The sequence below is a fragment of the Synechococcus sp. CBW1002 genome, assembly GCF_015840915.1.
In the GTDB taxonomy this organism is placed as follows: Bacteria; Cyanobacteriota; Cyanobacteriia; order PCC-6307; family Cyanobiaceae; genus CBW1002.
The window spans coordinates 3,352,528-3,377,839 of record NZ_CP060398.1 but is presented as its reverse complement, the minus strand read 5'-3'; the positions used below and the strand labels follow the sequence as shown (position 1 = coordinate 3,377,839).

Sequence of the window (25,312 nt, the reverse complement as noted above, 5' to 3'; positions counted from 1 at the left end):
TCAGAGGTTAACGATGGGACCTGTCCAGAAAAGCCAGACCACCTCAGTGACCGTGAGCAACCTGCTGCGGCAGATTGCACCCTGGCGGGATTGGACGCCATGGCTGATCTTGCGCTGAATCACCGAATGGCGCAGGGCACGCTCGGCTGCGTTGTTGGTGGGCTCGATCCCTTCAATCTCCAGGAAGGTCCAGAGGCCATCGCTCACTTGCAGCAACTGATGGCAGGTACGCACCGTCTTGGCCCACGGCGTTCGCTCGCCGCGCTGGCAGCCCAGCTCCACAACCCGCTGCAGCGTGCCCACAAACGCCTGGCGGATCGGCCGACAGCCCTGCTGCAACGTGGACCAGTCGATCGTTCCGTCTTTGTAGCGGTGCCACTGGGCAAACAGCTGCTGCTGCAGGCCCAGCAGCTCCGCTCCAATCTCACCGCTGGCGCCCTGACGGTCAGCGATGGCAGTGAGATCGCGGATCACGTGCGCCCAGCACAGCTGGCGCTGCTCCAGCGGGAGATGGTTGTAGGCGGAGAAGCGATCGCTCACCACAATTCCGCCAAAGGCATTCCCGAGCAGGTCGATCGCGGCGGCAGCCGAGCGGCTCAGGCTCTGCAAGAACACTGTCACCCCCATGGCGGTCACCATGACCCACTCCCAGCCGCGCCGGCCATCGGGGTTGCCCCCATCGGCATTACCGGTGGGGGCACCGGTTTCATCGACATAGACCACCGACTGCTGACGGGCAAACGCAAGGGCCTCCTGCATGGGCTGCTCCAGTGCTGCACTCAAGCGCTGGCGGATAGTGGCCATCGCTCCCCGGCTGATCTGTACCCCCAGCAGCTGATCCAGCAGCGCCTGGGTCTTGCTGAAACTCAACGGGAAGGCACTACCCAGCAGACCCACCAGAGCACTGAGCCGGGGACCGTAATGGCTTACTTCCACCTCCGCCGGTAACGAGGCACAGGTGCTGGTGGAACAGCAGGGGCAGACCAGGCGGTGCAGCCGGTGCTCGATCACCAGAGGCGTGATCGGTGGAATCTCGATCACCTGGTGCCTCAAGGGCTCGGGATCCTGACCCTGTAGCAACGTGCCGCAGCGGCGGCAGGCCTGGGGGTGGTGCTCGACCACCTCATCCACCCGCTCGATCGGCAGCAGCTCCGGCCCAGATCCGGGATGGCCCGGCTGGCCGCCGCGCTTGCGGCCACTGCCCTTGCGTCGTTCGGGCGGCTTAAACCCCTGGCCATCACTGGAGGGAGGCTTGGAAGAATTTCGGGAGCTGCGGCCGATCCGCTCGCGCAGATGGGCCAGTTCGGTCGCCAGGGCGGTGAGCTGGATGCGGAGCTGCTCGATCTCCTGTTGCTGCCTCTGGCACTGACTGACCAGCTCAAGAAATCCAGCCTTCACTCCCACCGGGGTGGCGGCCCAATCGGCTTCTGAAATCCCGGCCGGTGGGGTGGTCATCGCAAGGAGTCTCTTACTGAGATGCAACCAGGAATCAAGCCACCGTCAAGGGTTCAGCAAGCCCGATGTTCGTTGCGAGCTGTCCCGACTCCTGAACGGGTACAATCTTTTTCAGGAGTCCCCACTTAGGGACTCCTGAAAAAGGCAAATCAACTGCGCCGCAGCTGGTCTCAGCGGTTGGAAGCCGATAAACTGGCAGGGAAAGCGGCAATCGCGGATTGTCGCCACTGACGATGGCCGCACATGTACCGGAAGCACCATAACGGTCAGCTTTCAATCAAGGAATTTCACGTGCCTTTTTGCGGCACACTTGATCCTGACAACCGCTGGGTGCTGCTTGCAGAGCTTATCCCCTGGCAAGAGCTTGAGGAGGCTTATGCCCCTCAGTTCAGTGCAACTGTGGGTGCTCCTGCCAAGCCCGTGCGTCTGGCGTTCGGGTCGCTCTACATCAAGCAGCGCTTAGGGCTCACAGATGAAGAGACTGTTCTCCAGATTCAGGAGAATGCCTACATGGGGACTCCTGAACAATCCAGATCCATTGCGCCGCAGCTGGTCTCAAGCATGAGAAACCGCTAAAGTGGCCGTGAATCAGGCAATCCGTGATTGCCTTTACTCCTGATCGTTCCATATGTACCGGAGGCACAATAACGGTCAGATCTCAATCAAGGAGTTCCACCTGCCATTTGGCGGCACACTTGATCCCGAGAATCGCTGGGTTCAACTGGAGGGGCTGATCCCATGGGATGAGCTGGAAGAAACCTATGCCCCTCAATTCAGCGCCACAATTGGCGCTCCAGCCAAATCAGTGAGAATGGCCTTTGGTGCTCTCTACATCAAACAGAAGTTAGGGCTCACCGACGAAGAGACAGTCCATCAGATCAGAGAGAACGCCTATATTCAGTTCTTTCTCGGCTTTGCGGGCTACACAGCTAAGGCACCGTTTGATGCCTCGATGATGGTGCACTTTCGCAAGCGTTTTTCTGACGAGGATCTGCGCCGTATCAACGAGCTGGTGGTGCAGCGCGGCAAAGAGATCCTTCTGGAAGCACTTGCTCAGGCAGCAGACGATGACGACCATGATGATCGTGATTCCAGTGGAGGAGGCGCTCAGCTAGAACTTGATGCGTTGATCAAGCCTGCTGACTGGCCAGAAGGAAAGAATTGGGGCACTCTCACGATTGATGCCAGTTGCACTCCAGCCGACATCACCTATCCCAGAGACCTCAAGCTCCTCAACGAGGCTCGCACAACGACCGAGCGAGTCATTGATGATCTGTGCAGTCAGTCATCGGGATTCAGGAGACATCGACCTCGCTACGACCGTGGCCTTGCTCGTGCTCATTTCCTGAGAGTGGCGAAGCAAAAACGACCACGTCGCCGCAAAGTGAAGGCTGCCATTAAACATCAGCTTGGCTATGTGCGGCAGAATCTCAAGGCCATTGATGCTCTGATCGGCTGCGGGGCAAGGCTTTCCGAGCTTAAGAGGCATTGGTGGCAGAAGTTGTTGGCCTGCAGCGAGTTGGAGCGGCAACAGGGCCTTCTGCTCGCCTCTCAGACCAACAGCATTCCAGACCGCCTGGTGAATCTTGTGCAGACCCATATCCGCCCAATGGTGCGAGGCAAAGCACGTGCTGCGGTGGAGTTTGGAGCCAAAATCAGTGTTTCGGTTCAAAACGGCTTTCCGTTCTTGCACCGCATAAGCTGGAACCCCTACAACGAAGGAGAAGACCTTATCGCTCAGGCGGAAAAATACAAGCTGGATACAGGATCTTACCCAGAGCGAATCTGCGCCGACCGGATTTATATCACGGCCAAGAATAGGCATTTCTGCACGAGGAACGGTATTCGCCTCTCCGGCAAGCGATTGGGTCGCCCGCCCAAGGATCCTGATGTCACCACTGCACACAAGCACCAGCTCCGATCTGATCAAGCTCGACGCAATGAAGTGGAAGGCGTCTTTGGCTCTGGAAAGCGCAAGTATTCCCTGGATCTGATCATGGCTCGTCTACCAGCTGGTGCCGAATCCTCCATCTCGATGGCCTTTGTCGTGATGTGCGCGGAAAAGGTCTTGAGGCTGCTGCGCCTCTTTTTTGTCCTTCTTTTTGGGTGGATCTACAGCTTTTTTATGGCCTGGTCAGCGATCAGAGCGCCTGAGGGCATCTGCAAGCCATGCTTTTGAGATCTGGCCGACTTGATGTCACCGCGCTTGCCAGCCTGATTAACGCGAAGCAAACGGACGAATCCGGCGCCGATGGGCCGAGAATCTTTTTCAGGAGTCCCTACATGCAGTTCTTCCTTGGATTTTCCGGTTACTCCAGCAAGGTGCCATTTGATCCATCAATGATGGTTCATTTCCGCAAGCGGTTCTCAGATGAAGGCCTGAGGCACATCAATGAGCTTGTGGTTCAGCGAGGCAAGGAGATGTTGATTGAGGCTGCTGCTTCTCAGTCCCATGACGATGACGATTCAAGTGGGGATGGTAAGGACGACGGCGATCAGCTCTCGCTCGATAGCCTGATCAAACCGGCAGACTGGCCAGAAGGTAAGAATTGGGGCACGCTCAGGGTAGCGCCCCTGCGAGTGGTGTAACTCAGGAGGTCCTGTGACCCTTTCAGGAGGGTGATCAGGAGCAGTCAGGGGATGACTGCTTGGGAGCTGATTGCGCAGCTCCATCGTTCCACTATGAACCCTGATCGCTGAATGTGCAACTCAGCGATCGAGGGGATTCGTGTAGATCGAGGAAGGAGTTGGTGCGTTTCAGCTCATGGCTACTGCCGCCCGCTTGGCCGGATCACCATCGGTGGGCTTCAACATTTCCTCGAGCTCGGGGATTTTGGCCATGGTGGCCTCGGAGAAGAAGCGGCGGCGCTCCAGCTGCCATTCCTCCTGCTGCTCCAGCAGCTGACTGCCCACCAACCGCACGATCGCGGCGTCATTGGGGAAGATGCCGACCACGTTGGTGCGGCGTTTGATCTCCTTGTTGAGGCGCTCGAGCGGGTTGGTACTCCAGATCTTGCGCCAGTGCTCCTGGGGGAAGTGCAGGAAGGCCAGCACGTCGTCCCGGGCGGCTTCCATCACGGGCACGGCGCCGGGGAACTGCTTGCGCAGCATCTCGGTGACCTGCTGCCAGTGGGCTCTGACCTCCCCCTGCGTCAGGAAAGAAGTCCGCTCGGTCTGACCCATCCACTAGGGGGCCAAACCGAGGACCATGAAACCGATTTATGACCAGGCCGTGCGGGCTGAGATCCGCAATCGCATGAGCCCGCCCAACCGAGAGAGCGTGGCCGAGATCGCTCGCTCCACCGGCATCACTACCCAGACCCTCTACAACTGGCGCAGTCAGTGGCAGAAAGAGGGCCAGCTGGTGCCGGCCACCAGCAAGCCGCCGGAGCAGTGGGGCGCATCCGACAAACTGGCCGCCGTGATCCAGGCCGCAGGCCTCAGCGGCCCCGATCTCGGCGCTTACTGCCGTGAGCGGGGCCTCTACCCCAAACAGCTTGCCCGATGGCGCCAGGCCGCTGAGGATGCCAATGGCCCCAGCGCGCCGACCATGACCGACCACAGGGATCTACAGCGCAAAAACCAGGAGCAGGCACGCCAGATCCGGCGCCTTGAACGTGAGTTGCAGAAGAAGGAAAAAGCTCTTTCGGAGGCGGCAACATTGCTGATGCTGTCAAAAAAGCTCGATCAGCTTTGGCTGCAAGAAGAGGAGTCCTGATTCCGTCAGAGCAGAGAAATAAAGCCATGGACTTTCTCCATGAAGGCCTCAATGCAGGAGCTTCCATCAAGGCTGTTGCTGATCTGATCGGCATCTGTTCACGCACTCTGCGGCGCTGGGGGCTTGATATCAGCGGCCAGGGATTCAGTGTGGACCACCGCAAGGGTGCCCCACGTGAAGTGGCTCACAGATTCACGGCAAAAGAGCGGCAGCGGGTGATTGACTCCGTCAATGATCCGCGCTTTGCCGATCTTGCGCCTGCTCAGATCGTGGCCATTCTTGCTGAGGAGAGAATGTATGTGGGTTCAGAGTCGACGATCTATCGCATCATGCGGCAGGAAGGCCTGCTGAATCATCGTGGCAGGGCCCGCTCTCCCCGCGAGCCAAGACCAGTCCCGGTGCTGGAGGCAACAGGAGTTTACCAAGTGCTGGCCTGGGATATCACCCTGTTGCCCGGCCATGTCAAGGGTCAATTCTACTACCTCTACATGGTGATGGATGTGTGGAGCCGCCGCATCCTTGGAGTGGAAGTGCATGAGCGCGAATGCAGCGTGCTCGCCAGCGCATTCTTTGATCGCGTTTGCCGCGATGAAGGAATCAACAAGGAGACTGCTGCGGTCCTGCACTCGGACAATGGCGCCCCCATGCGCTCATTCGCCTTGGCGGCCAAGATGGCGGAGCTGGGTGTTTCGCTCTCGTTCTCCAGGCCGCGCGTCAGCAACGACAACGCCTACGCTGAATCATGGTTCCGTACCATGAAGTACCACCAGAGTTATCCGCTACGGCGCTTCCGGGAACTGCTCTCGGTAAAAGCCTGGGTGGATGGCTTTGTCGAGTGGTACAACGCTGAGCACCGGCACAGCGGCATCAAGTACGTGACGCCCAATCAGCGGCACTACGGCCAGGCCGATGGGATCTGTGCCATCCGGCAGAAGACCTACGAAGAAGCTCGGCAGAAGAATCCGCAGCGCTGGAGTCGTCACATCCGTGACTGGAGCCAGCCACAGGTTGTGAGCATCAACCATCCCCGTCCGCAGCAACCTATCGCTACTTGACCCTCAACAATCCAGGCCCCCGTGGCTGTCCGATGGCGCCCCTCGGTGGGCGCCATCGGACACAGCCGCGAACAGGGGCCGGACGCCCCAACCCCGACCAAAGACAGCCATCGATGACAACGACACCCCGGCCACGGCGACCCTGAACCTCAACCCGCAGTACACTCAAGTTCGGTGCTCAGCTCAGCACCCCGAGCGGACAACTTCCCTGATAGGTCCCGCCTGCTCAGGCTTCTGGATCACGAACACCGCTTTCATCGCCGCCGCCACCATGTCCTGGCCAACCTTTGGGACATGACTCAGGAGGTTGCGCAGGAAGTGCACTCGGCACCGCTGCCAGCTGCTGCCCTGGAACATGCGCTTGATCGCGGCTGTCAGCCCCAGGTGGGCATCCGAAATCACCAGCCGCGTGCCAGTCAGGCCACGCTCTTTGAGTGAGCCCAGGAACTGGCGCCAGAAGCCCTCGGCTTCGCTGTCGCCCACGGCGATTCCCAGTACCTCGCGGTAGCCGAGGGCATTGATCCCGATCGCCACCACCACCGCCCGGGAGACCACCTGCATGTTGCGGCCCAGACGGCCGTGAAGGTAGGTCGCGTCGAGGTAGACGTAGGGGAAGCTGGCATGCGGCCGCGTCCCTTGGCGTGGTGTAAATCCCGAGGCCCGATTGCCCTGGACTGAGGGAGAACAGGGGTGAATGACGGGCTGTCATTCTCGAGGCGCATGTGCACCTCGTTATTTCACGATGAATCCAGACGATTGACTTGTCAAGTCTTTCGTCTGGATTGCCGATCGGTTGTGGGCTACACCTGCAATCTTGGTCGTGACGTCTGCGGTGCCGGCCCCCGGGCGGTGATCGCCGCCGCTGCGCCCTGTGGGGGCGCTACGGCGCGATCTCCTGGGGCCTGAGGCTCAGGCCGCTGCTTCTTGCAAGGAAGGCTGCGTGGGCAGCTCCGCCAGTGAGGGGATGGCGGCCATGCTCTCGGCGGAGAACATGCGCCGGCCCTCCAGCTGCCAGTGCTCGTCCTGCTCCAGCAGCACAGCCCCCACCAAGCGGGTGATCGAGGCGTCATTCGGGAAGATGCCAACCACCCGAGTGCGGCGTTTGATCTCCTCATTGAGGCGCTCGAGCAGGTTGGTGCTCCAAGTCTTTTTCCAGTGTTGAGGCGGGAAGTGACGGAAGGCGAGCACGTCTTCCCGGGCGTGCAGCATGAGCTCAGCAGCCTTGGGGAAGCGATCCACCAGTGAGCTGGCCAGATCGTCCCAGCGGGCCTCGATTTCGTCCGTTTTCTCCTGGGCGAACACCGAGCGCAAGGCAGCGGTGACCATGCCTTGGTGGGCCTTGGGCACCCGTTGGAGCAGGTTTCTGGCGAAATGGACCCTGCAGCGCTGCCAGCAGCTGCCCTGCAGCATCCGCCGGATCGCCTTGGTGAGGCCCACGTGCGCGTCGCTGATCACGAGCTTGACCCCAGTGAGGCCGCGCTCCTTGAGCGAGCCAATGAACTCGCTCCAGAAGCTCTCGGTTTCGCTGTCGCCCACCTTGATGCCGAGCAGCTCGCGGCGACCATCGGCATTGACGCCCATGGCCACCACCACAGCCCTGGAGCAGACCTGCATCGCCTTGCCGAGACGCCCGTGGAGATAGGTGGCATCGAGGTACAGGTAGGCGTAGCCGGTGGCCTCAAGGGGGCGGTTCAGGAAGGCCTGCACCTGGATGTCGATGTCAGCGCAGATGCGGCTCACCTGAGATTTGGAGATGCCGCTCTGGACTCCCAGGGCGGCCACCAGGGCGTCGACCTTGCGCGTTGAGATGCCGCCGACATAGGCCTCCATCACCACGCCGTAGAGGGCCTGGTCCACACGGCGGCGCGGCTCCAGGATCGAGGGCAGGTGGCTGCCGGAGCGCAGTTTGGGGATGCGGAGATCGATGTCCCCCACCTGGGTGGCCAGGGTGCGCGGCCGGTAGCCGTTGCGGTAGCCGAGCCGCTCCTCGCTGCGCTCATGGCGCTCTGCGCCGAGCACGGCAGCGACCTCCAGCTCGATCAGCTGCTGCAGGCCGTGGCGCACCAGCTCGGGGATCAGCTCACCGGCGCTGCTGCCATCCAGTAGCGGCGCCAGCTCAATTGCGGCACGATTGGACGTGGGCGTGTGTCACGAGTCAGCAGGTGAAAGCCAAGGCTGATGAAACTGCATCGGGGATGGGAGTGTGGCCTCCCGGGATCGGCCTGCAGGGGCTGGTACCAAACCACCCCGTGCTGCTGCGTTCAAAAGACGTGGTGGTGAGCGACGGGGAAACGGCGGACTGGATCCGTCAGGTGTGCGACGAGAAGGTGAGCGCAAGCGAACCGTTGATGACGCGCCGATATCTATTTCAGACGCTGCCAAAACGGGAGGCGGCCCAAATCTCCTGGATCAGTGTGGACAGAGCCTGTCTATGGACCACACGGCAGCCGGCGTATAGACGGCACGAGCTCATCGCAGGCCCTGATGCGGAACGTGAGAACCTGCCATGGAATGCCAAGGGAACATCCCAAGTGGTCACCACCATGAGGGTCAATACCGATGTCTGTGGCAGGGGCGGAGCAACCCGTAGTAGCGATGATGGGTCTGTAACGGACTCGGAGCCAAGGGGTTGCATCATCCCGTTTGGAGTCTCCCATCAACTGCCTACGGCAGGAGGAATGGGATGACAACAGACAAGCCGCTACCGATTACCAAGGTGATGGTCTGGAAGGCCTATCAACAGGTGAAACGGAACGGACAGGCGGCCGGTGTGGATGGCCAAAGCCTGGACGACTTCAACAAGGATCTGGAGAATAATCTCTACAAACTCTGGAATCGGATGGCATCAGGAAGTTATCTTCCGCCACCAGTTCGGCGTGTGGAGATTCCCAAATCCGGTGGAGGCGTCAGGCCGCTGGGTATCCCGACGGTTGCTGATCGCATCGCACAGATGGTGGTCAAGCAGGTGCTGGAGCCAGAGCTGGAGCTGATCTTTGATCAGGATTCCTACGGCTACAGACCGGGCAAGTCAGCGCATCAGGCAGTAGAGGTCTGCCGTCAGCGCTGCTGGAGGTCCAACTGGGTTCTCGATCTCGACATCAAGGGGTTTTTCGATGCTATCGATCACGACCTGTTGATGCGCGCGATCAAGGCCCATACCTCCGAGCGCTGGGTGGTGCTCTACCTGCAACGATGGCTGCAGGCACCGGTTCTGTTGCCGGATGGCACGCTCCATCCCAGGGACCGGGGCACACCGCAAGGTGGTGTCATCAGTCCACTGCTGGCCAATCTGTTCCTGCACTATGCGTTTGATGTGTGGATGCGCCGGAGCCACCCGGCCATTGCCTTTGAGCGCTATGCAGATGATGTGATCTGTCATTGCCACAGCGAGAAGGAAGCTCGGCGGTTGCTGGAGGCATTGCAGGATCGCTTTGCGTCCTGTGGCCTCCAGCTTCATCCCCAGAAGACCCAGGTGGTCTACTGCAGGGATAGCAACCGCCGGGCACCGTTTGCTGATGTCACGTTCACGTTTCTTGGTTTCGCGTTTCGGCCACGTGTGTCTCGCAATTCTCGCGGAGTCATCTACACAGGCTTTTTGCCGGCAGTGAGTCCGCAGGCTCTCCAGCGTATGCGGGAGAGGATTAGGTCGATAGGGCTTCCATCGCTCGTGTATCTGTCGCTTGAGGAGATCGCTAAAGTGCTGAATCCAGTGATTCGTGGCTGGATTCAGTACTACGGTCGTTTCTATAGGACAGAACTGATCAGGAAGTTGTATCGCTACCTGGATGACAGAATTGCAGCCTGGTTACGGCAGAAGTACAAAAGGCTGCGGGGTCGTCGGCTCCAAAGCTGGCGAGTACTTGCCAGGATCAGGTCTGGACATCGTGATCTGTTCGCGCACTGGCGTCGAGTCAGTGAAGTGGCATGTGGATGATGGGAGCCGTATGACGCGAGAGTGTCACGTACGGTTCTGTGAGCACCTCGGGGGGAAGTTCCCCGGGGTGACTCGACATGGTTCGTCTGGTTGAGGTAGTGCTCAAACCAGGGTCACGGGCCTGCCCACCCCTTGCAACGCTGGCCGCTGAGCGGAACGTCTGAGGTGCGCGCTCAACCCCGGCTACGCCGGGGTTGAGGTCCCCAGGGATTTACACCAACACAGGGGACGCAAGCTGAAAGGGGCTCCCACCGATGAGCAAGCGCCGCACCCACAGCCCCGAGTTCAAGGCCAGGGTCGCCATGGAGGCGATCAGTGGCCGCAAGACGATCCAGGAGATCGCCGCCGACCACGCCATCCACCCGATCCAGGTGAGCCAGTGGAAGCGGCAGCTCCTGGACGGTGCCAGCGAGCTCTTCACCCGAGGCAAGAAGACCAAGGACAAGGAGGAGGGGCAGGCCAAGGAGGCGGAGCTGTTCCAGCAGATCGGACGGCTGCAGATGGAGCTGGAGTGGCTCAAAAAAAAGTCTCAACTGCTCTGATGCCCGTGAACTGCGCAAGCTGGTCGATCACGACCACCCCGAGCTCAGCATCAGCAGGCAGTGTGCGCTGCTGGGGCTGCCTCGATCCACGCTGTACTACCGGCCGACACCGGTCCGTGTATCGACGCTGCGGATCATGGCCAGGATCGATGCTCTCTACCTGGAGGATCCCTGCAGCGGCAGCCGCCGGATGGTGGACTATCTGGCCCAAGATGGTATCCCGATCAGCCGAGATCGAGTGCGAAACCTCATGCGGCGCATGGGATTACGGGCGATCTACCAGAAGCCCCGGACGACGGTTCCAGGTGATCCGTCCGTGCGGTTCCCCTGCCTGGTGGACCTCACGCAGGTCACGTCGGTGGATCAGGTCTGGGCGACCGACATCACCTACATCCCTCTGCAGAAAGGGTTTCTCTATCTGGTGGCGATCATGGATCTCCATTCCAGGCATGTGCTCAGCTGGAGGCTCTCCAACAGCCTTGACACGAAGTTCTGTCTGGAGGCCCTGGAGATGGCCTTGGGAGGCGGCCGTAGGCCAGAGATCTTCCACTCCGATCAAGGCTGTCAGTTCACGTCCGCTGACTTTGTGGCCAGACTCAAAGGGGAGCGGATCCAGATCAGCTGGTCCGGCAGAAAGCGGTGCTACGACAACATCCTTGTTGAACGGCTGTGGAGGACTGTCAAGTACGAGGAGGTCTACCTACGGGCATACAGCGATGGCTGGGACGCTGAAATCAGCCTGGCCCGCTTCCTGTGGCGGTATTGCCATGTAAGACCTCACAGTTCCCTTGGAGGCAAAACTCCCCACGCGGTCTACACTGAGGCCGAACCATGTTCCACCCGTCCTGGGTTAACGATGTCAGGGGCCGGAACTGTCCAATAAAAGGCACCCACCTCAATCTTGGTCTTGGGGAGGCCGTGGGCTTTTGCTGTCCCGTGTGTGTAGTGTGTGTTTGCCTTCTTGCACCTCTCCACCAATCCCCGATCAGTAGTCTCGGCCTTGGTCTTTCTGCTCCGAGGCAACCCTCACAAATTGAGCGCCTTTCGTTTCTTGGCCTCCATAGAACTCCTTGTATAGGAATGTGCCTGTGCTCTTCGAGCCCTCCACAAACTGACTGTCCGACAAATCCCAGGAGCTGCTCATGCGACGTCCAGCTGCGACGTCTGCAATGGTTTTGGCCGTGGCGGAAGTTTGATCTGCGTGAACGAGGGCTGCTTCTCGTGGTCTGATGTATTGCTGATTGCTCTTTGTTGAGTATGTATTCAGTTGTCCACACTATGTAAGTGATCTACTTGGTGGTGTGGCATTTATGTCTAGTGGGACTTTCCCCGCCAAGCCTGCTCGGCAAGGAAGTTAGGGTATGGGGCAAGCTATGCATTCGGATTGGGTCAGAGCTTATGTCTGAGGTGGGTGCCTTTTATTGGACAGTTCCGGCCCCTGACATCGTTAACCCAGGACGGGTGGAACATGGTTCGGCCTCAGTGTAGACCGCGTGGGGAGTTTTGCCTCCAAGGGAACTGTGAGGTCTTACATGGCAATACCGCCACAGGAAGCGGGCCAGGCTGATTTCAGCGTCCCAGCCATCGCTGTATGCCCGTAGGTAGACCTCCTCGTACTTGACAGTCCTCCACAGCCGTTCAACAAGGATGTTGTCGTAGCACCGCTTTCTGCCGGACCAGCTGATCTGGATCCGCTCCCCTTTGAGTCTGGCCACAAAGTCAGCGGACGTGAACTGACAGCCTTGATCGGAGTGGAAGATCTCTGGCCTACGGCCGCCTCCCAAGGCCATCTCCAGGGCCTCCAGACAGAACTTCGTGTCAAGGCTGTTGGAGAGCCTCCAGCTGAGCACATGCCTGGAATGGAGATCCATGATCGCCACCAGATAGAGGAACCCTTTCTGCAGAGGGATGTAGGTGATGTCGGTCGCCCAGACCTGATCCACCGACGTGACCTGCGTGAGGTCCACCAGGCAGGGGAACCGCACGGACGGATCACCTGGAACCGTCGTCCGGGGCTTCTGGTAGATCGCCCGTAATCCCATGCGCCGCATGAGGTTTCGCACTCGATCTCGGCTGATCGGGATACCATCTTGGGCCAGATAGTCCACCATCCGGCGGCTGCCGCTGCAGGGATCCTCCAGGTAGAGAGCATCGATCCTGGCCATGATCCGCAGCGTCGATACACGGACCGGTGTCGGCCGGTAGTACAGCGTGGATCGAGGCAGCCCCAGCAGCGCACACTGCCTGCTGATGCTGAGCTCGGGGTGGTCGTGATCGACCAGCTTGCGCAGTTCACGGGCATCAGAGCAGTTGAGACTTTTTTTTGAGCCACTCCAGCTCCATCTGCAGCCGTCCGATCTGCTGGAACAGCTCCGCCTCCTTGGCCTGCCCCTCCTCCTTGTCCTTGGTCTTCTTGCCTCGGGTGAAGAGCTCGCTGGCACCGTCCAGGAGCTGCCGCTTCCACTGGCTCACCTGGATCGGGTGGATGGCGTGGTCGGCGGCGATCTCCTGGATCGTCTTGCGGCCACTGATCGCCTCCATGGCGACCCTGGCCTTGAACTCGGGGCTGTGGGTGCGGCGCTTGCTCATCGGTGGGAGCCCCTTTCAGGGGCGGTACCCCGCCTCAGAGGTTAACGATGGGGCCTGTCCAGAAAAGCCAGACCACCTCAGTCAGTAGATCAACTAGTCTTGCTCTAAAGGCTCACTCCAATTGCACTGATCCACGGGTAATTTCTTTTGCCACTGTCATCAGCATGATTCTCGACCGCATTGCGGCTCTCAGAGGCTATGCAATTCCACTTGCCTGCCACGGCAGCTAGCTTTGGACCTCCTGTCCACCCTCGCACGTCTTTAGTTGCCAACGTGCATTTTATTGCACCGATCCGTAAACCGCTAATGCTTTCGCCAACCGTGAGCAGATCAGGGCTAATTGACTTGCCATCAGGGCAAACGATTCCAGTTGGGTCGCATTTACCAATAAAAACCGCTTTGTATTCGGGGGAGGGGGTAATGCTTTCGACCCAGCGCTCTTCGGAAAAGGCCGAGGATTGAGGTGGTCTGGCTTTTCTGGACAGGCCCCATCGTTAACCTCTGAGGCGGGGTACCGCCCCTGAAAGGGGCTCCCACCGATGAGCAAGCGCCGCACCCACAGCCCCGAGTTCAAGGCCAGGGTCGCCATGGAGGCGATCAGTGGCCGCAAGACGATCCAGGAGATCGCCGCCGACCACGCCATCCACCCGATCCAGGTGAGCCAGTGGAAGCGGCAGCTCCTGGACGGTGCCAGCGAGCTCTTCACCCGAGGCAAGAAGACCAAGGACAAGGAGGAGGGGCAGGCCAAGGAGGCGGAGCTGTTCCAGCAGATCGGACGGCTGCAGATGGAGCTGGAGTGGCTCAAAAAAAAGTCTCAACTGCTCTGATGCCCGTGAACTGCGCAAGCTGGTCGATCACGACCACCCCGAGCTCAGCATCAGCAGGCAGTGTGCGCTGCTGGGGCTGCCTCGATCCACGCTGTACTACCGGCCGACACCGGTCCGTGTATCGACGCTGCGGATCATGGCCAGGATCGATGCTCTCTACCTGGAGGATCCCTGCAGCGGCAGCCGCCGGATGGTGGACTATCTGGCCCAAGATGGTATCCCGATCAGCCGAGATCGAGTGCGAAACCTCATGCGGCGCATGGGATTACGGGCGATCTACCAGAAGCCCCGGACGACGGTTCCAGGTGATCCGTCCGTGCGGTTCCCCTGCCTGGTGGACCTCACGCAGGTCACGTCGGTGGATCAGGTCTGGGCGACCGACATCACCTACATCCCTCTGCAGAAAGGGTTCCTCTATCTGGTGGCGATCATGGATCTCCATTCCAGGCATGTGCTCAGCTGGAGGCTCTCCAACAGCCTTGACACGAAGTTCTGTCTGGAGGCCCTGGAGATGGCCTTGGGAGGCGGCCGTAGGCCAGAGATCTTCCACTCCGATCAAGGCTGTCAGTTCACGTCCGCTGACTTTGTGGCCAGACTCAAAGGGGAGCGGATCCAGATCAGCTGGTCCGGCAGAAAGCGGTGCTACGACAACATCCTTGTTGAACGGCTGTGGAGGACTGTCAAGTACGAGGAGGTCTACCTACGGGCATACAGCGATGGCTGGGACGCTGAAATCAGCCTGGCCCGCTTCCTGTGGCGGTATTGCCATGTAAGACCTCACAGTTCCCTTGGAGGCAAAACTCCCCACGCGGTCTACACTGAGGCCGAACCATGTTCCACCCGTCCTGGGTTAACGATGTCAGGGGCCGGAACTGTCCAATAAAAGGCACTCACCTCAGATTGAGAATTGCTAGGGCCATCAGAACAGGCTGATAGCAATATAGCCAGCGACGCTGCTTGCAAAATGGCGATTTTGCTCAATGTCTTTGTGAAACTAGTTTTAATCTAAGTCAGGTCGCAATATATGTCAAGGAAATTATGAGCTCTTGTTTCCACCCTCTTCCCCTGCGAGTCTCCCATTGCAATGGCATCATCCCTCGGCATCATCAGATCCCGACTTCATTGTCTAAATCTTTCACTGCCGCGGTTCGCTTTGCCGTCAAGGAATGTGTGGATTAGACTCGTTTTGGGGAGACAATAATCTAATGCTTTGTAGTGTTATTCTTTCTAAATCAGATAAAACTTCCGTGGCTGGTTGCACGCGGATATCTGCAGTAGGCCGATTAGCTCAGTGGGGAGCCGGGCGTGGGAGCCCTTGCAAATTGGGTTGGTATCGGAGCCCCAAGCTTTCATAAGTACTTGCCAAGAAATGACCTAAGCTCATCTTCCTTTGCAGTGACTTTGAGACTTTCCGCGCGTCATGCGGAGTCTATGACCGAGCTCATGTCGAGGCATTGGAACTTGCCAGGCAACCTCTCATTCGCGGATGGTTGCTAGATTCTTCAACCATTTTAGCCACTTGCAAGCCTGTCCCTAAAAAAACAGCAATGCCGTGATGTTCTTGCGACTAGCATGCTTACTGTAGTTTCTCAACGAATGGGCGTAGGTCGTTGAGGCTAGGTAGTACGTAACGCTCAACAACTTTGCTCATGCCCAGGGTCGCCTAAAAGTCTGTCCTGGTAGCTCTTGGCAGGTCTGCCAGCATTGGGTTTGGTCGGCGGGTCTCAGTGCCCCCAATGCCCGAAACCCGCTCCACCGGAGTCGATCAGCCCGCACCGGATGACCTGATCAGCTTCCTCAAGGCCATCCCGGATGGGCGTTACCGCCGCGGGGTGCGTTACCCGCAGTGGTTCCTGCTGCTGGTGGCTGTGCTCGGGATCCTGAGCGGCTGCCGCAGCTCCCGTGATCTGGAGGCCTTTGCCCGGCGGCACCGTGAGGCACTCAACCAGGCGCTGGGCCTGAATTTCAAGCGCTGGCCCTCCGATGCCACCTTCCTCTACCTGTTCAACAAGGCCCACCTGCAGGAGTTTGGCCAGGTGCTGCAGGCCTGGATGATCAGCCAGGTCCCAAGCGGGGCAACGGGTCTGGATCAGCTGGTGTGTGATGGCAAGACCCTGCGCGGCTCTGCCGTGGAGACAGAAGACGGCAGTCACCGGTTTGTCGCCCAGGTCACGGTGTACGCCCGGGCCCTTGGCGTCGCCCTGGCCCAGACGACCTATGACACCCACGAATCCAGTGAGCGTGCGGCGCTGAAAGAGCTGCTCAGCAGCCTGGATCTCGATGGCGTGTTGATCCAGGCGGATGCCCTGCACACGACGCAGGCGTTTTTCGCTGGTGCCTCTCCCAGGGGGCCGACGTGCTCCTGACCGTCAAATCGAACCAGAAGACCCTCTACCGCCAGATCGGCTGCCAGTTCCAGGGAAAGCGTCACATCCCTTTCACTGCAACAGATCACGAGAAGCGCCACGGGCGCGACACCGTCTGGGAACTGCGAGCCAGAGAGGCACCGGAGCACATCAAAGCCAACTGGCCCGGCAGCGCCTGGATCGTTGAGGTGATCACAGGCACCCTCACCCGCAAGGGCAAGCGCAAGATCAGGCACCACCTGTTCCTCACCAGCGTGCGCACCACGCCACAAGCCCTGCTGCGCCTGATCCGTCAGCGCTGGAGCATTGAGAACGAATGGCACTGGGCCCGTGACGTCCAGCTGGGTGAGGACGCTCATCGCTACGCCAACCGGATCGGGGCCCCGGTGTTCGCCTTCCTGCGAACCATCGTGATGAACTTGCTGCGGCGGGGCGGCTACCGCTCGATCCGCCAAGGCCTGCGGGAGTTGGCCTACGACATCAAGGGAATGCTGGCACTTGGCGGCGTGGCCAGCCGAGGGAGCTTGGGCTGATCACACTTTTAGGCAGCCCTGTGCTCATGCCAGGGATCTGATGGCGCGTAAGAGCATAGAGTATAAAGGGTGATGAGGACAAGGAAAGCTGAGTAACGACTCGTCTGCGTAGATCGTGGCTATGAATGCCATACCTTCTCAGGACGCCTTCTTTGTAGGTGTCGCCCCATGTCTCTTCACTGGGCTTGTACTGCTTGGGGAACAGCGATCCATTTGGCAGGCCGCCTGGATACAGCTTCAGTAGCAGTGAGTAAATCTTTGAGTGCATTGGTACGGTTCGACGGTCCTTCGATTTGCCTTTGAGGTGACGGACCATTTCCCCCTCTTTCCATTCGGTGAAGTGGATCGTTCTACCCTCAAGATCCAAGTCACAACCCCGTAGCCCTGCTGCTTCGCTACCACGGCAGCCAGTGAAGCGTTGGATGTTGTAGAGGAGGTCTTCAGCGGCAAGCTCGTCAGCTTCTGCGAAGTCGGGGAGAATTCGATCGTGATGATGCTCCTTGATGCTTCGCCCGAGATTGGCCCAGATAGTGGGATCTGAGACTTGTTGATGGTCATCCGCCCATCGCCAGAAGGCTCCGTAGACCTTGAAGTGGTTCTTGTGGTAACCGGGTGAATTCGGCTTTCCTGTTTTCTCGTTCGTTTGTTTGAGCAGCCATTCCTTGAACTCGATCGCATCCCTTCTGGTGAGACCGCTCAGGTAATCGGTGCCCGCCCACTTTGCAAGCCGTCCTAGGTAGGTGTGCCAGTTTCGTTGGGTCGTAAGGCGTGTCCCTTCCGTCTCGGCTCGTCTCTCGATCCAAATCGTGTATGGCTGGTGGCCCTCCTTCCAGGCTTGGTGCTGAGCCCACAGCCGATCCTCCTCGGGACTGAGCGATCCATCGGTGTGGATGTTCAGCTGCTGGATGACCAGTTCGTCAGCGGTGTCCAGATCATCCTGTGAATGTTCTTCGGCTGGATCAGCCTGGATGACACGCAGAAGGTGCTTGAGGTCGTTTCCTGGGGCATCCAGAGGGCTCTGGGAGCGTTCCTCCTGGAAGCTTCTGTCGAAGTCGACCTGGATGCTGCGAGCTTCAATCTCTGCGGCTCGTCTGCTCGTGGCGGTCAGCTTCCTGACGATGGAGCGAGTCGAGTAGCTGGGCCAGAGGTCCCGAGGTACAGCGATCCGAGAGTAAAAGCCGGTTCTCTTGGGGCGGGTGAACACGCTTGCCATGGCTCTACGTGTGGTGGCTGGTGTCGTTGGAGGTGCTGGGTCCGGTGGGCTGGAAAACAGATCGAGACAAATCGAAGCTCGGCGTGACTTCATGCTTTGTCATGCGCTGCTCTCTGTCACGCCTGTCAGACCCACTTGTCAGACCCATCTTGCCATCAAGACCCCTGCAAAGTAGGCTCTAACTACCGGGTGCCCTGCTGCTCGTGTCTCCAGGTCGAACACTGGGGCAAGACGGCATGGCGGTCCACCCCATTCCGGGTTCCCGGAACCCCGGATTCAACCGGGAGTTCTTCGCGGTGCCTTCTCCATCTGAGTCCCCCCCCAGCCAGGGCTCGTTGCTCCACATCCTCGGCGCCAGCTTTGGCATCGCCGGTGCTGTGGGTAGTTCGATCGGTGCCGGCATCCTGCGGACACCGGGCCTGGTGGCGGCCCAGCTGGGCAGTGCTCCCCTGATGCTGCTGGTCTGGCTGGGCGGTGGGATCTACTCCCTGTTCGGCGCCCTGGCGGTGGCTGAGCTGGCCGCAGCCTTGCCTTCGGCCGGTGGCTGGTACGTCTACGCCCGCCGTGCCGCCGGCGATCAGGCCGGCTTCTCGGTGGGCTGGATCGACTGGCTGGGTCAGTGCGCCGGTCTGGCCTGGGTGGCGGTCACGATCGGTGAATACAGCGCAGCGCTGTTGCCCTGGCTGCCAGTCGGCAGCAAGGCGATCGGCCTGGTGGTGTTGTTGACCTTCGCCCTGGTCCAGTTGCTTGGCCTGGCGGCGGGCAGCCTCAGCCAGAAGCTGCTGAGCCTTGCCAAGGCCGGGGCATTCCTGATCCTGATCGCCGCCTGTTTCTGGTTTGCACCACACGCGGCCAGCAGCGCAGCCCCGGCGTCCGCCGGGCCCCTGGCCGATGCCTCACTGACCCCGCCGCAGGGGCGAGCTCTGGCCGTGGGCCTTGTCTTTGCGCTTCAGGCGGTGATCACCACCTACGACGGCTGGCACAGCCCCATCTATTTCGCGGAGGAGTTCTCCGATCCCGCCGCTGCCCTGCCCCGATCCCTGGTCGGTGGCGTGCTGGCGGTGACCGGCCTCTACCTGCTCGTCAACCTGGCGCTGCTGCAGGTGCTGTCGCTGCCGGAGCTGGCCGGATCGCGGCTTCCCCTGGCCGATGCGGCCCGGCTGTTGTTCGGCGGCGGAGGGGCGCAACTGATCACGGTGCTGGCCTTGATCTCCTGTCTGGGCCTGATCAATGCCGTGATCATGGCGGCCCCGCGGGTGCTCTACGGCCTGGCTCGAGACGGACTTTTCCTCAATGCCGTGGCAGGGGTCAGCTCTGCAGGAACACCACTGTTCGCCCTCGGAATCACGACGCTGACGGCGGCGGCGCTGCTGCTGGTGGGCGACTTCGCCATCCTGCTGGGCATGGCCGCCTTCTTCTATGTGTTGCTCTATGCCACGGGGATCGCGGCCCTGTTCGTGCTGCGCTGGCGGGATCCAGAGCTGGCTCGGCCCTTTCGCGACTGGGGCTATCCCTTCACCGCAGCCACGGTGGGGATCACCTCCTTGGCCTTCCTGGTGGGGGAGGTTGTCTCCGATACGCGCAACAGCCTGCTGGCCGTGGGGTTGATCCTGCTCAGCTGGCCGTTGCATCAGGCGTTTCGGCGGCTCAGCCTTCGATTAGCTGAATGCATCAGCTGAACCAGTCAGCTGAAATCAAGAGGCTGAGAACGGTTCACCGCGTTCAGAGTCGCTCGATCAGGCTGCTGCCGCGATAGCGCACCTTGGCCAGCCTGGCGTACTTGTCGTCTGGCTGGCGATAGCCAGCCGCGCAGACCACACAGGAGCGGTAGCCACTGGTCTCCAGATCCAGGATGCGGTCGTAGTCCGTGGGGCTGAAGCCTTCGATCGGACAGGTGTCCACCCCCAGCAGGGCAGAGGCGGTCATGAAGGTTCCCAGGGCGATGTAGACCTGATTGCTGGCCCAGCGTTCGATCTGCTCGCTGCGGGGCCCGTCGACCAGATCCTTCTGCATCATTTCTCGATAAAACGCCAGCTGTTCCACCGGGACGCCGCGCACTTCGCTGGTCCGTTGAATCAGTCGGTCCAGTTCCGCGGCTCCGATGGTCTGCTGGCGCAGGAACACAACAAGGTGGGAGCAGTCGGTGACCTGACTCTGATCCCAGGAGTGGGGGCGCAACTGCAGGCGCAAGCCCGGATCTGTGATCACCAGGAATTTCCAGGGCTGCAGCCCGTAGCTGGACGGGCTCAGCACCAGAGTCTGCTCAAGAGCAGCCCAGGTCTGGGCGTCGATGCGGCGGGACCGATCAAAGACTTTTGTGGCATAGCGCCAGTTCAGGGCCTGCAGGAGCTCAGACGGGGGCAGGGACATTGGGTAGGAGGGCAGCAACCCTCACCGCGTGGTTGGTGATGGGCCGCATCATTCTGAGGGTCGAATCCCGGAGTGTGGTGATGGGTGAGTTCCAGAACGCGTTCAATCAGTTGCTTGGCCTGGCTCCCGGGCCTGTCTTCCCCAGGGCTCGTCAGCTCTACCTGCGGAAGTACTGCCTCGAGGGCCGTGAAGCTGTTGGCCGATTCCGTACCTTTCTGCTTGAGGAGGAGATCCAGGAGAGCAATGAGGGGGTGGTGCGGGTGCGGGCCCTCGCTTTTGCGGTGGTGCACTGGCAGGCAGCCCAGCTGCCTCTGGCCAGCTACAGCGCCTATCTGGCGGAGCAGTGGCAGATCGAGCCCCAGCAGCTGCAGCTGGTGGAGGCGGAGTGGTTCCGGCAGGGAGGTGCCTATGCCCGCTTCACGGCGCCGGCGGTGTTTGAACGCAGCAGCAGCGGTGAGCTGCTGATGGCGGATGGCTGACGGTTCCCGGCAGGTTTCAGGCCGTCAGGCTGTCGAGGGCCTCCTGGAGACGTTCGCGACTCCAGCTGGTGACCACAAACACCTCCTGGGCCGTGCTGCCGCGGCGGGCCACCAGCTTGTGCCCCCCCGTGATCGGCGTTGAGACCCGCAGGCGCAGCAAAGGGCTTCGCCCCCGTACGCGGCTGATCACCGCCGGGGTGATCGTGTCGATGCCCGGCTGGCGGGCCAGTTGTCGCAGCAGCGGGACCAGCCCTTCCACATAGGTGCTGTGGGTGATCACCACGCGGCCCATGGCTTGATCCCTCCGGAATGATTTCAGTCCCCAGCGTCAGTCCCGTTGCAATGGGGCCATGGTGAGGCCCTCGGCGGCGAGCAGCTGGTGGTAGAGCTCCGCCTGCTCCAGGGGACCAGTCCAGACCACCGCCGAACCCTCACCGTCGATCCGGTGCGCCAGGTCCCAGGCTCGATCGGTGAGCATGCCGGGAATGTGACGCACCAGGCACTCCACCACGTGCTGGAAGGTATTGATGTCGTCGTCGAGCACAACCACCCGCGCTTCGGGGTAGGGAGCCCGCTCCAGCAGCGTGGCTGATCGTGTTGCCGTGCCGGGAGTCGTGACGGTGGCACGGGTCAGACCGAGGGGCAAGGCGGAACCGTCAGACGAAGGAGAGCCGAGGGACGAAGGGGAACCGTGGGCCATGGAACGAGCGGGAGGAGACGGCAGGGCCCCTGACGCGGGCCGGAGACGTGACGACGGGTCGGCCGGACCGAGCAAATCGGCTGGACCGATGGCAGCGTGGGAGTCGAACCCCATTGTGGGGCGCGAGTGCCCCGAGCTGTGCCGGTGGCCTGCCCCATGTCTGGCTACAGTGGGATGACGACAATTCCTGATCCGATGCTGATCACCCTGGGCTGGGCTTCGCTTGCTGCCATCTTCAGCTTCTCGATCGCCATGGTGGTGTGGGGCCGCAATGGCGACGGCACCTTGAATTTCTGAAACTCTCCCTCCACATCCCGTGCCTGAAGCGACCTTCGGCGGCTCCAATCTGCTGGCGCTGACCGCCGTGGTTCTGTTGCTCTTTGTGAGCGTTGGGGTGATCTATCTCTCGGCGATTGAGTGGCGCGACCGTCGCCGGCGTTACGCTCACGAACGCGTTCAGGCTGGTCAAGACAGAAGGGGAGGCGTCAAAGGCAAGTCTGCAGCTGCCCCAGCACGATCGGCTTCCCCGAAGCCACCACGGTGACACCTTCGCTATGGCAGCGTGCCCGCAGACCAAGCCAGCCGTAGACCAAGCCAGCGCCTGATGGACCGGCTTCCCTTGCTGGCCCGTTACCCATGGGTCCGGCCTCAATCTCCCCGGATTCCTCTACGGATCACAGCACTGACCCTGTTGTTGCTGATCCTGTTACCTGTCTGGCAGCTGCAGCGTCAGCCCCGTCCCCGTGCCCAGGGGCTCGAGCGGGTGATGGCCCTGGCTGCCCTGATCCAGAGTTTTTCAGCCACTCCCCAGCGGCCTGTGCCGACCCTCTGGCAGGAGCGGCTTGGCAAGCCCTTGGCCGAGCGTGTCTGGCGGCAGCAGCGCACTCCCTGGTGGCAGCTCTGGAGCCGCAATGGTGACGGTGGCGTGGTGCTGGCCCTGCCGGCTGCAGCCCTTGCTGGGATCCCGACTGCGTCCAGACCGGCTCAGATGCTGGTGGTGGACGATCTTCTGTTGCTCGCGCCCGATCCCCTCACACGTCAGTGGCTGAGCCAGCAGCTGAGCAGCCGTCCCCGCCCCCTGCGGGGTCTGGAGAGGGTCTGCCTTCAGCGACTGGAAACCTCCCAGGCTGTCTTCTGGACTCCCACCGCCCTGGCGGAGATCGCTGGACCCGTGGCTCCGCTGCTGCAGCGCTTTCAGGAGGGCTGTCTGAATCTCAACCTGGCTGGAGCCGGCCTGGCATGGAGTGGAGAGGCTGCGGCGGCGACAGGGCTGCTCTCAGGTCCCGGTTCTGTGGTGGCCGCCAGCGCGGAGCGCGGCCCAGCAACTCCCCTTCCCCTCGCCTCGGACGTGCTGCTGGAATTGCGGGGCTCGTCCCTCGATCTGGTGCTGCAGTCCCTGCTGGCACGGCAACTGATCCGGGATCCGCTGGCCGCTCGTTATGGCATGGGCCCGGCCCAGTTACCACTCTTGCGTCAGGCTCCCTTCCGTCTGCGGGTCCGTCCTCTCGCCTCAGGCCCCTTCCAGGCCGCCCTGGAACTGCAGCTGGCGGTTGGGTCCGATCGCAAGGCCTGGATCACGATCCTGTCTGCCCTGCGGAGCGCTCTGGAAGAGCAAGGGCTGCAGATCATGGCCACCGCAACGGCCGACCCACTCCCCACGGCCACCTGGACCCGAGAGGATGGGGTGGTGATCGGAGGCTGGCGCTGGGTGAGTGTGCGCGGTGCGGCTCCCGAGCTGCAGTTCTTTCTTGGCCCGCTGCCTAAGACGGCCGTCCAGGAGTCCGCACTGGCGGAGGCCCTGCCCCCTGAGGCCAGACGTCTCAGCCAGCTGAGCCTGCGTCTGCAACCTGCCGAGCTGGAGGAACGAGGGTTGCTTCCTCCTGCATTACCGGCCGTGATCCGCTCGGCCAGTCGACTGGAAGTGACCGCCTTGGCAGATCAGGCGGGACGCAACCCAGATCCCCTCAGCCTGCTGACGGGACACCTTGATCTGAACCCTTGACCTCACTGGCGATCTCTCGCTCCTGCTCCGTGGCGATTGCCTGGCGTTCACGGCGACGCCGATCGGCAGCGACGGTCTCCTCCATCAGCTCGACCGCCTGGGCCATCTTTTCGAGGTTGCTGGTGTAGAGCGTCAGGTCCTTGTCGAGGCGCTCACGCAAGAGGCCCATGGCCTCTCCCACATCGTGGGCTGACTGGCGCAGGGCCTGGGGATCCAGGGACTCGGCTCCGCGAGCCTTCTCCAGCAGGCTCAGCAGACCGACGGCCATCAGGCGGGAGTAATGGAAATCGGCACGCTTCACATTGGCCAGCACCGTGGCGACCGGCTCGGGGGCTCCGGCACCCTGCTGTTCGATCCATTGCTTGACCTCGTCGACACTGTGCTCGCCCATGGCGGCCATGGCGCCATCGCGGAGCTCGCGCAGGCGGGTGGCGTCGAAGCCCGAAGAGGTGCAGAGGGCCTCCAGGAGTCTGTCGCGCTGTTCAGGGGGCCGGTACCCCTTGGAGAAGCCGTCAAACACCTGCATCAGCCCGGCGGCAAACAGGGAATCGGCCTGAAATCCTTTCTGCCGGCTGAGCAGATGCAGCTCCACCAGCAGTTCGTCCACCATGCGCCGGTAGAGGGGTGCGATCACATGGGGGAAGGCGCGATGAAAGACGCGCTTGCTATCGGCGACGGTGAGGCAGGCGCTCACGCTCCTCGGGCAGTGTGGTTCTGACCATAGCGCTGCTGCCTGCGGGGCCCGGATCTGTTCGTGCTTTGCCGATTCCGTTGCCACTCCTGGATCAGTAGGATCGCGCCAGCCATCGTTCCCAGCCCATGATCCCGATCGTGATCGAAGAGTCGGGACGGGGAGAGCGCGCCTTTGACATCTACTCGCGCCTGTTGCGCGAGCGGATCATCTTCCTTGGCGAACCCGTCACGGCCGAATCTGCCAACCGTGTGGTGGCCCAGCTTCTGTTCCTCGAAGCCGAGGACCCGGACAAGGACATTTTCCTCTACATCAACTCTCCAGGAGGTTCCGTCTACGATGGCCTCGGCATCTTCGACACGATGCAGCACATCAAACCAGATGTGCAGACCGTGTGTCTTGGCCTGGCGGCCTCGATGGGTGCGTTCCTGCTCTGCGCTGGCACCAAGGGCAAGCGCAGCAGCCTCACCCATTCCAGGATCATGATTCACCAGCCCCTGGGTGGTGCCCGCGGCCAGGCCAGTGACATCCGGATTCAGGCGGATGAAATTCTTTATCTCAAAAAGAAGCTCAACCAGGAGCTTTCCGATCGCACAGGCCAGCCCCTCCCCCGCATTGAGGAAGACACGGATCGCGATTTCTTCATGTCTCCAGCCGAGGCTGTCGACTATGGCCTGATCGACAAGGTCATTGACAAGCGCCCAGTCCGTGCCCTCTGAGCCCTGTTTTCGGCGATGGGTCCTGCTTCCCGCTCAGCTCGCTGCCCTGAAGATCCTGCTTCGAGATTCGCCCTGAGTCGTTGAGTCACTCTGCGTCTCTACGACGCTGTACTGAACAC

27 protein-coding genes and 1 pseudogene are annotated in these 25,312 nt (G+C 60.9%); 17 read left to right on the top strand and 11 right to left on the bottom strand.

Annotated elements, in window-relative coordinates:
• Positions 1-1,455, bottom strand: a complete 1,455-nt coding sequence (locus tag H8F24_RS16685) for an IS66 family transposase (RefSeq protein ID WP_197170284.1) — start codon at positions 1,453-1,455, stop codon at positions 1-3.
• Between the two features lie 243 nt (positions 1,456-1,698).
• On the opposite strand from H8F24_RS16685, the gene H8F24_RS16680 reads away from it, so the two are divergent.
• The 3 genes from H8F24_RS16680 to H8F24_RS16670 are packed head-to-tail and all read left to right on the top strand — an operon-like array spanning position 1,699 to position 4,044.
• Positions 1,699-2,031, top strand: a complete 333-nt coding sequence (locus H8F24_RS16680) for a hypothetical protein (protein WP_197170283.1) — start codon at positions 1,699-1,701, stop codon at positions 2,029-2,031.
• 52 nt (positions 2,032-2,083) lie between these two features.
• Positions 2,084-3,634 (top strand): IS5 family transposase, encoded by a 1,551-nt coding sequence (locus tag H8F24_RS16675; protein ID WP_197155761.1) that lies wholly within the window; start codon positions 2,084-2,086, stop codon positions 3,632-3,634.
• A complete protein-coding gene (locus H8F24_RS16670; protein WP_197170282.1) occupies positions 3,625-4,044 on the top strand; it encodes a transposase in 420 nt (139 codons plus the stop codon). Before H8F24_RS16675 ends, H8F24_RS16670 begins: the two co-directional genes overlap by 10 nt.
• 168 nt (positions 4,045-4,212) lie before the next feature.
• Here the strand turns inward: H8F24_RS16670 and H8F24_RS16665 are convergent, their stop codons facing one another.
• Positions 4,213-4,566, bottom strand: coding sequence for a transposase (locus H8F24_RS16665; protein WP_370594766.1), 354 nt, complete (start codon positions 4,564-4,566; stop codon positions 4,213-4,215).
• A gap of 97 nt (positions 4,567-4,663) precedes the next feature.
• Between H8F24_RS16665 and H8F24_RS19735 the strand changes: the two genes are divergently transcribed.
• Both H8F24_RS19735 and H8F24_RS16660 read left to right on the top strand, forming a co-directional pair.
• Positions 4,664-5,173: a transposase gene (locus H8F24_RS19735; RefSeq protein WP_197170293.1), complete on the top strand. Its 510-nt coding sequence runs from the start codon at positions 4,664-4,666 to the stop codon at positions 5,171-5,173.
• Complete coding sequence (locus tag H8F24_RS16660; protein ID WP_231597923.1) at positions 5,149-6,228, top strand: IS3 family transposase; 1,080 nt, start codon at positions 5,149-5,151, stop codon at positions 6,226-6,228. The genes H8F24_RS19735 and H8F24_RS16660 overlap by 25 nt, the downstream gene beginning before the upstream one ends.
• Before the next feature lie 243 nt (positions 6,229-6,471).
• Here H8F24_RS16660 and H8F24_RS16655 read toward each other — a convergent pair.
• Together H8F24_RS16655 and H8F24_RS16650 are read right to left on the bottom strand one after the other, a co-directional pair.
• Positions 6,472-6,843: pseudogene (locus H8F24_RS16655) on the bottom strand (transposase); the annotation flags it as partial.
• A 294-nt stretch (positions 6,844-7,137) separates the two neighbouring features.
• Positions 7,138-8,349: an IS256 family transposase gene (locus H8F24_RS16650; protein ID WP_197158927.1), complete on the bottom strand. Its 1,212-nt coding sequence runs from the start codon at positions 8,347-8,349 to the stop codon at positions 7,138-7,140.
• 562 nt (positions 8,350-8,911) lie between these two features.
• Between H8F24_RS16650 and ltrA the strand changes: the two genes are divergently transcribed.
• The 3 genes from ltrA (at position 8,912) to H8F24_RS16640 (ending at position 11,587) form a co-directional block, all read left to right on the top strand.
• The gene (ltrA, locus tag H8F24_RS16645; RefSeq protein WP_231597922.1) at positions 8,912-10,162 is read left to right on the top strand and encodes a group II intron reverse transcriptase/maturase; all 1,251 of its coding nucleotides are present in this window, start codon (positions 8,912-8,914) and stop codon (positions 10,160-10,162) included.
• A gap of 254 nt (positions 10,163-10,416) precedes the next feature.
• Complete coding sequence (locus H8F24_RS19730; protein WP_231597691.1) at positions 10,417-10,704, top strand: transposase; 288 nt, start codon at positions 10,417-10,419, stop codon at positions 10,702-10,704.
• 10 nt (positions 10,705-10,714) lie between these two features.
• Positions 10,715-11,587: an IS3 family transposase gene (locus H8F24_RS16640; protein WP_231598222.1), complete on the top strand. Its 873-nt coding sequence runs from the start codon at positions 10,715-10,717 to the stop codon at positions 11,585-11,587.
• 535 nt (positions 11,588-12,122) lie between these two features.
• Here the strand turns inward: H8F24_RS16640 and H8F24_RS16635 are convergent.
• Positions 12,123-12,956: an IS3 family transposase gene (locus H8F24_RS16635; RefSeq protein WP_231598221.1), complete on the bottom strand. Its 834-nt coding sequence runs from the start codon at positions 12,954-12,956 to the stop codon at positions 12,123-12,125.
• A 49-nt stretch (positions 12,957-13,005) separates the two neighbouring features.
• Positions 13,006-13,293 carry a transposase gene (locus H8F24_RS19725; RefSeq protein ID WP_231597691.1) on the bottom strand — a complete coding sequence of 96 codons (288 nt, stop codon included), beginning with the start codon at positions 13,291-13,293 and terminating at the stop codon, positions 13,006-13,008.
• Positions 13,294-13,832: 539 nt separating this feature from the next.
• Here H8F24_RS19725 and H8F24_RS19720 point away from each other — a divergent pair.
• The 4 genes from H8F24_RS19720 to H8F24_RS19980 all read left to right on the top strand — a co-directional run bounded on the left by H8F24_RS19720 (position 13,833) and on the right by H8F24_RS19980 (position 17,019).
• The gene (locus tag H8F24_RS19720; RefSeq protein ID WP_231597691.1) at positions 13,833-14,120 is read left to right on the top strand and encodes a transposase; all 288 of its coding nucleotides are present in this window, start codon (positions 13,833-13,835) and stop codon (positions 14,118-14,120) included.
• 10 nt (positions 14,121-14,130) lie between these two features.
• Positions 14,131-15,003, top strand: coding sequence for an IS3 family transposase (locus H8F24_RS16630; protein WP_231598222.1), 873 nt, complete (start codon positions 14,131-14,133; stop codon positions 15,001-15,003).
• Between the two features lie 853 nt (positions 15,004-15,856).
• Complete coding sequence (locus H8F24_RS19985) at positions 15,857-16,486, top strand: ISAs1 family transposase (RefSeq protein WP_197158706.1); 630 nt, start codon at positions 15,857-15,859, stop codon at positions 16,484-16,486.
• On the top strand, positions 16,477-17,019 hold the full coding sequence (locus H8F24_RS19980; RefSeq protein ID WP_197158713.1) for an ISAs1 family transposase: 543 nt from the start codon (positions 16,477-16,479) through the stop codon (positions 17,017-17,019). Before H8F24_RS19985 ends, H8F24_RS19980 begins: the two co-directional genes overlap by 10 nt.
• On the opposite strand, the gene H8F24_RS16615 is transcribed toward H8F24_RS19980, so the two are convergent.
• A complete protein-coding gene (locus H8F24_RS16615) occupies positions 16,967-18,232 on the bottom strand; it encodes a tyrosine-type recombinase/integrase (protein WP_197170281.1) in 1,266 nt (421 codons plus the stop codon). The genes H8F24_RS19980 and H8F24_RS16615 overlap by 53 nt on opposite strands.
• Positions 18,233-18,468: 236 nt before the next feature.
• Here H8F24_RS16615 and H8F24_RS16610 point away from each other — a divergent pair, with 236 nt between their 5' ends.
• The gene (locus H8F24_RS16610) at positions 18,469-19,911 is read left to right on the top strand and encodes an APC family permease (RefSeq protein WP_197155923.1); all 1,443 of its coding nucleotides are present in this window, start codon (positions 18,469-18,471) and stop codon (positions 19,909-19,911) included.
• Positions 19,912-19,954: 43 nt separating this feature from the next.
• Here H8F24_RS16610 and H8F24_RS16605 read toward each other — a convergent pair whose 3' ends face one another.
• On the bottom strand, positions 19,955-20,602 hold the full coding sequence (locus H8F24_RS16605) for an NAD(P)H-dependent oxidoreductase (protein WP_197155922.1): 648 nt from the start codon (positions 20,600-20,602) through the stop codon (positions 19,955-19,957).
• A 38-nt stretch (positions 20,603-20,640) separates the two neighbouring features.
• Here H8F24_RS16605 and H8F24_RS16600 point away from each other — a divergent pair, with 38 nt between their 5' ends.
• Positions 20,641-21,081: a hypothetical protein gene (locus H8F24_RS16600; protein ID WP_197155921.1), complete on the top strand. Its 441-nt coding sequence runs from the start codon at positions 20,641-20,643 to the stop codon at positions 21,079-21,081.
• Positions 21,082-21,097: 16 nt separating this feature from the next.
• On the opposite strand, the gene H8F24_RS16595 is transcribed toward H8F24_RS16600, so the two are convergent.
• A complete protein-coding gene (locus tag H8F24_RS16595; RefSeq protein WP_197155920.1) occupies positions 21,098-21,373 on the bottom strand; it encodes a DUF2103 domain-containing protein in 276 nt (91 codons plus the stop codon).
• A 36-nt stretch (positions 21,374-21,409) separates the two neighbouring features.
• A complete protein-coding gene (gene clpS, locus H8F24_RS16590) occupies positions 21,410-21,715 on the bottom strand; it encodes an ATP-dependent Clp protease adapter ClpS (protein WP_255518590.1) in 306 nt (101 codons plus the stop codon).
• Between the two features lie 261 nt (positions 21,716-21,976).
• On the opposite strand from clpS, the gene petN reads away from it, so the two are divergent.
• Complete coding sequence (petN, locus tag H8F24_RS16585; RefSeq protein WP_197159300.1) at positions 21,977-22,078, top strand: cytochrome b6-f complex subunit PetN; 102 nt, start codon at positions 21,977-21,979, stop codon at positions 22,076-22,078.
• A gap of 307 nt (positions 22,079-22,385) precedes the next feature.
• A complete protein-coding gene (locus H8F24_RS16580; RefSeq protein WP_197170280.1) occupies positions 22,386-23,783 on the top strand; it encodes a hypothetical protein in 1,398 nt (465 codons plus the stop codon).
• Here H8F24_RS16580 and psb29 read toward each other — a convergent pair.
• The gene (psb29, locus tag H8F24_RS16575; protein WP_197155915.1) at positions 23,746-24,477 is read right to left on the bottom strand and encodes a photosystem II biogenesis protein Psp29; all 732 of its coding nucleotides are present in this window, start codon (positions 24,475-24,477) and stop codon (positions 23,746-23,748) included. The two genes, H8F24_RS16580 and psb29, sit on opposite strands and share 38 nt — an antisense overlap.
• A gap of 125 nt (positions 24,478-24,602) precedes the next feature.
• On the opposite strand from psb29, the gene clpP reads away from it, so the two are divergent.
• Entirely contained in the window at positions 24,603-25,193 is a 591-nt protein-coding gene (clpP, locus tag H8F24_RS16570) for an ATP-dependent Clp endopeptidase proteolytic subunit ClpP (RefSeq protein ID WP_197155913.1), read from the top strand.
• The last annotated feature ends 119 nt before the right edge of the window (positions 25,194-25,312 follow it).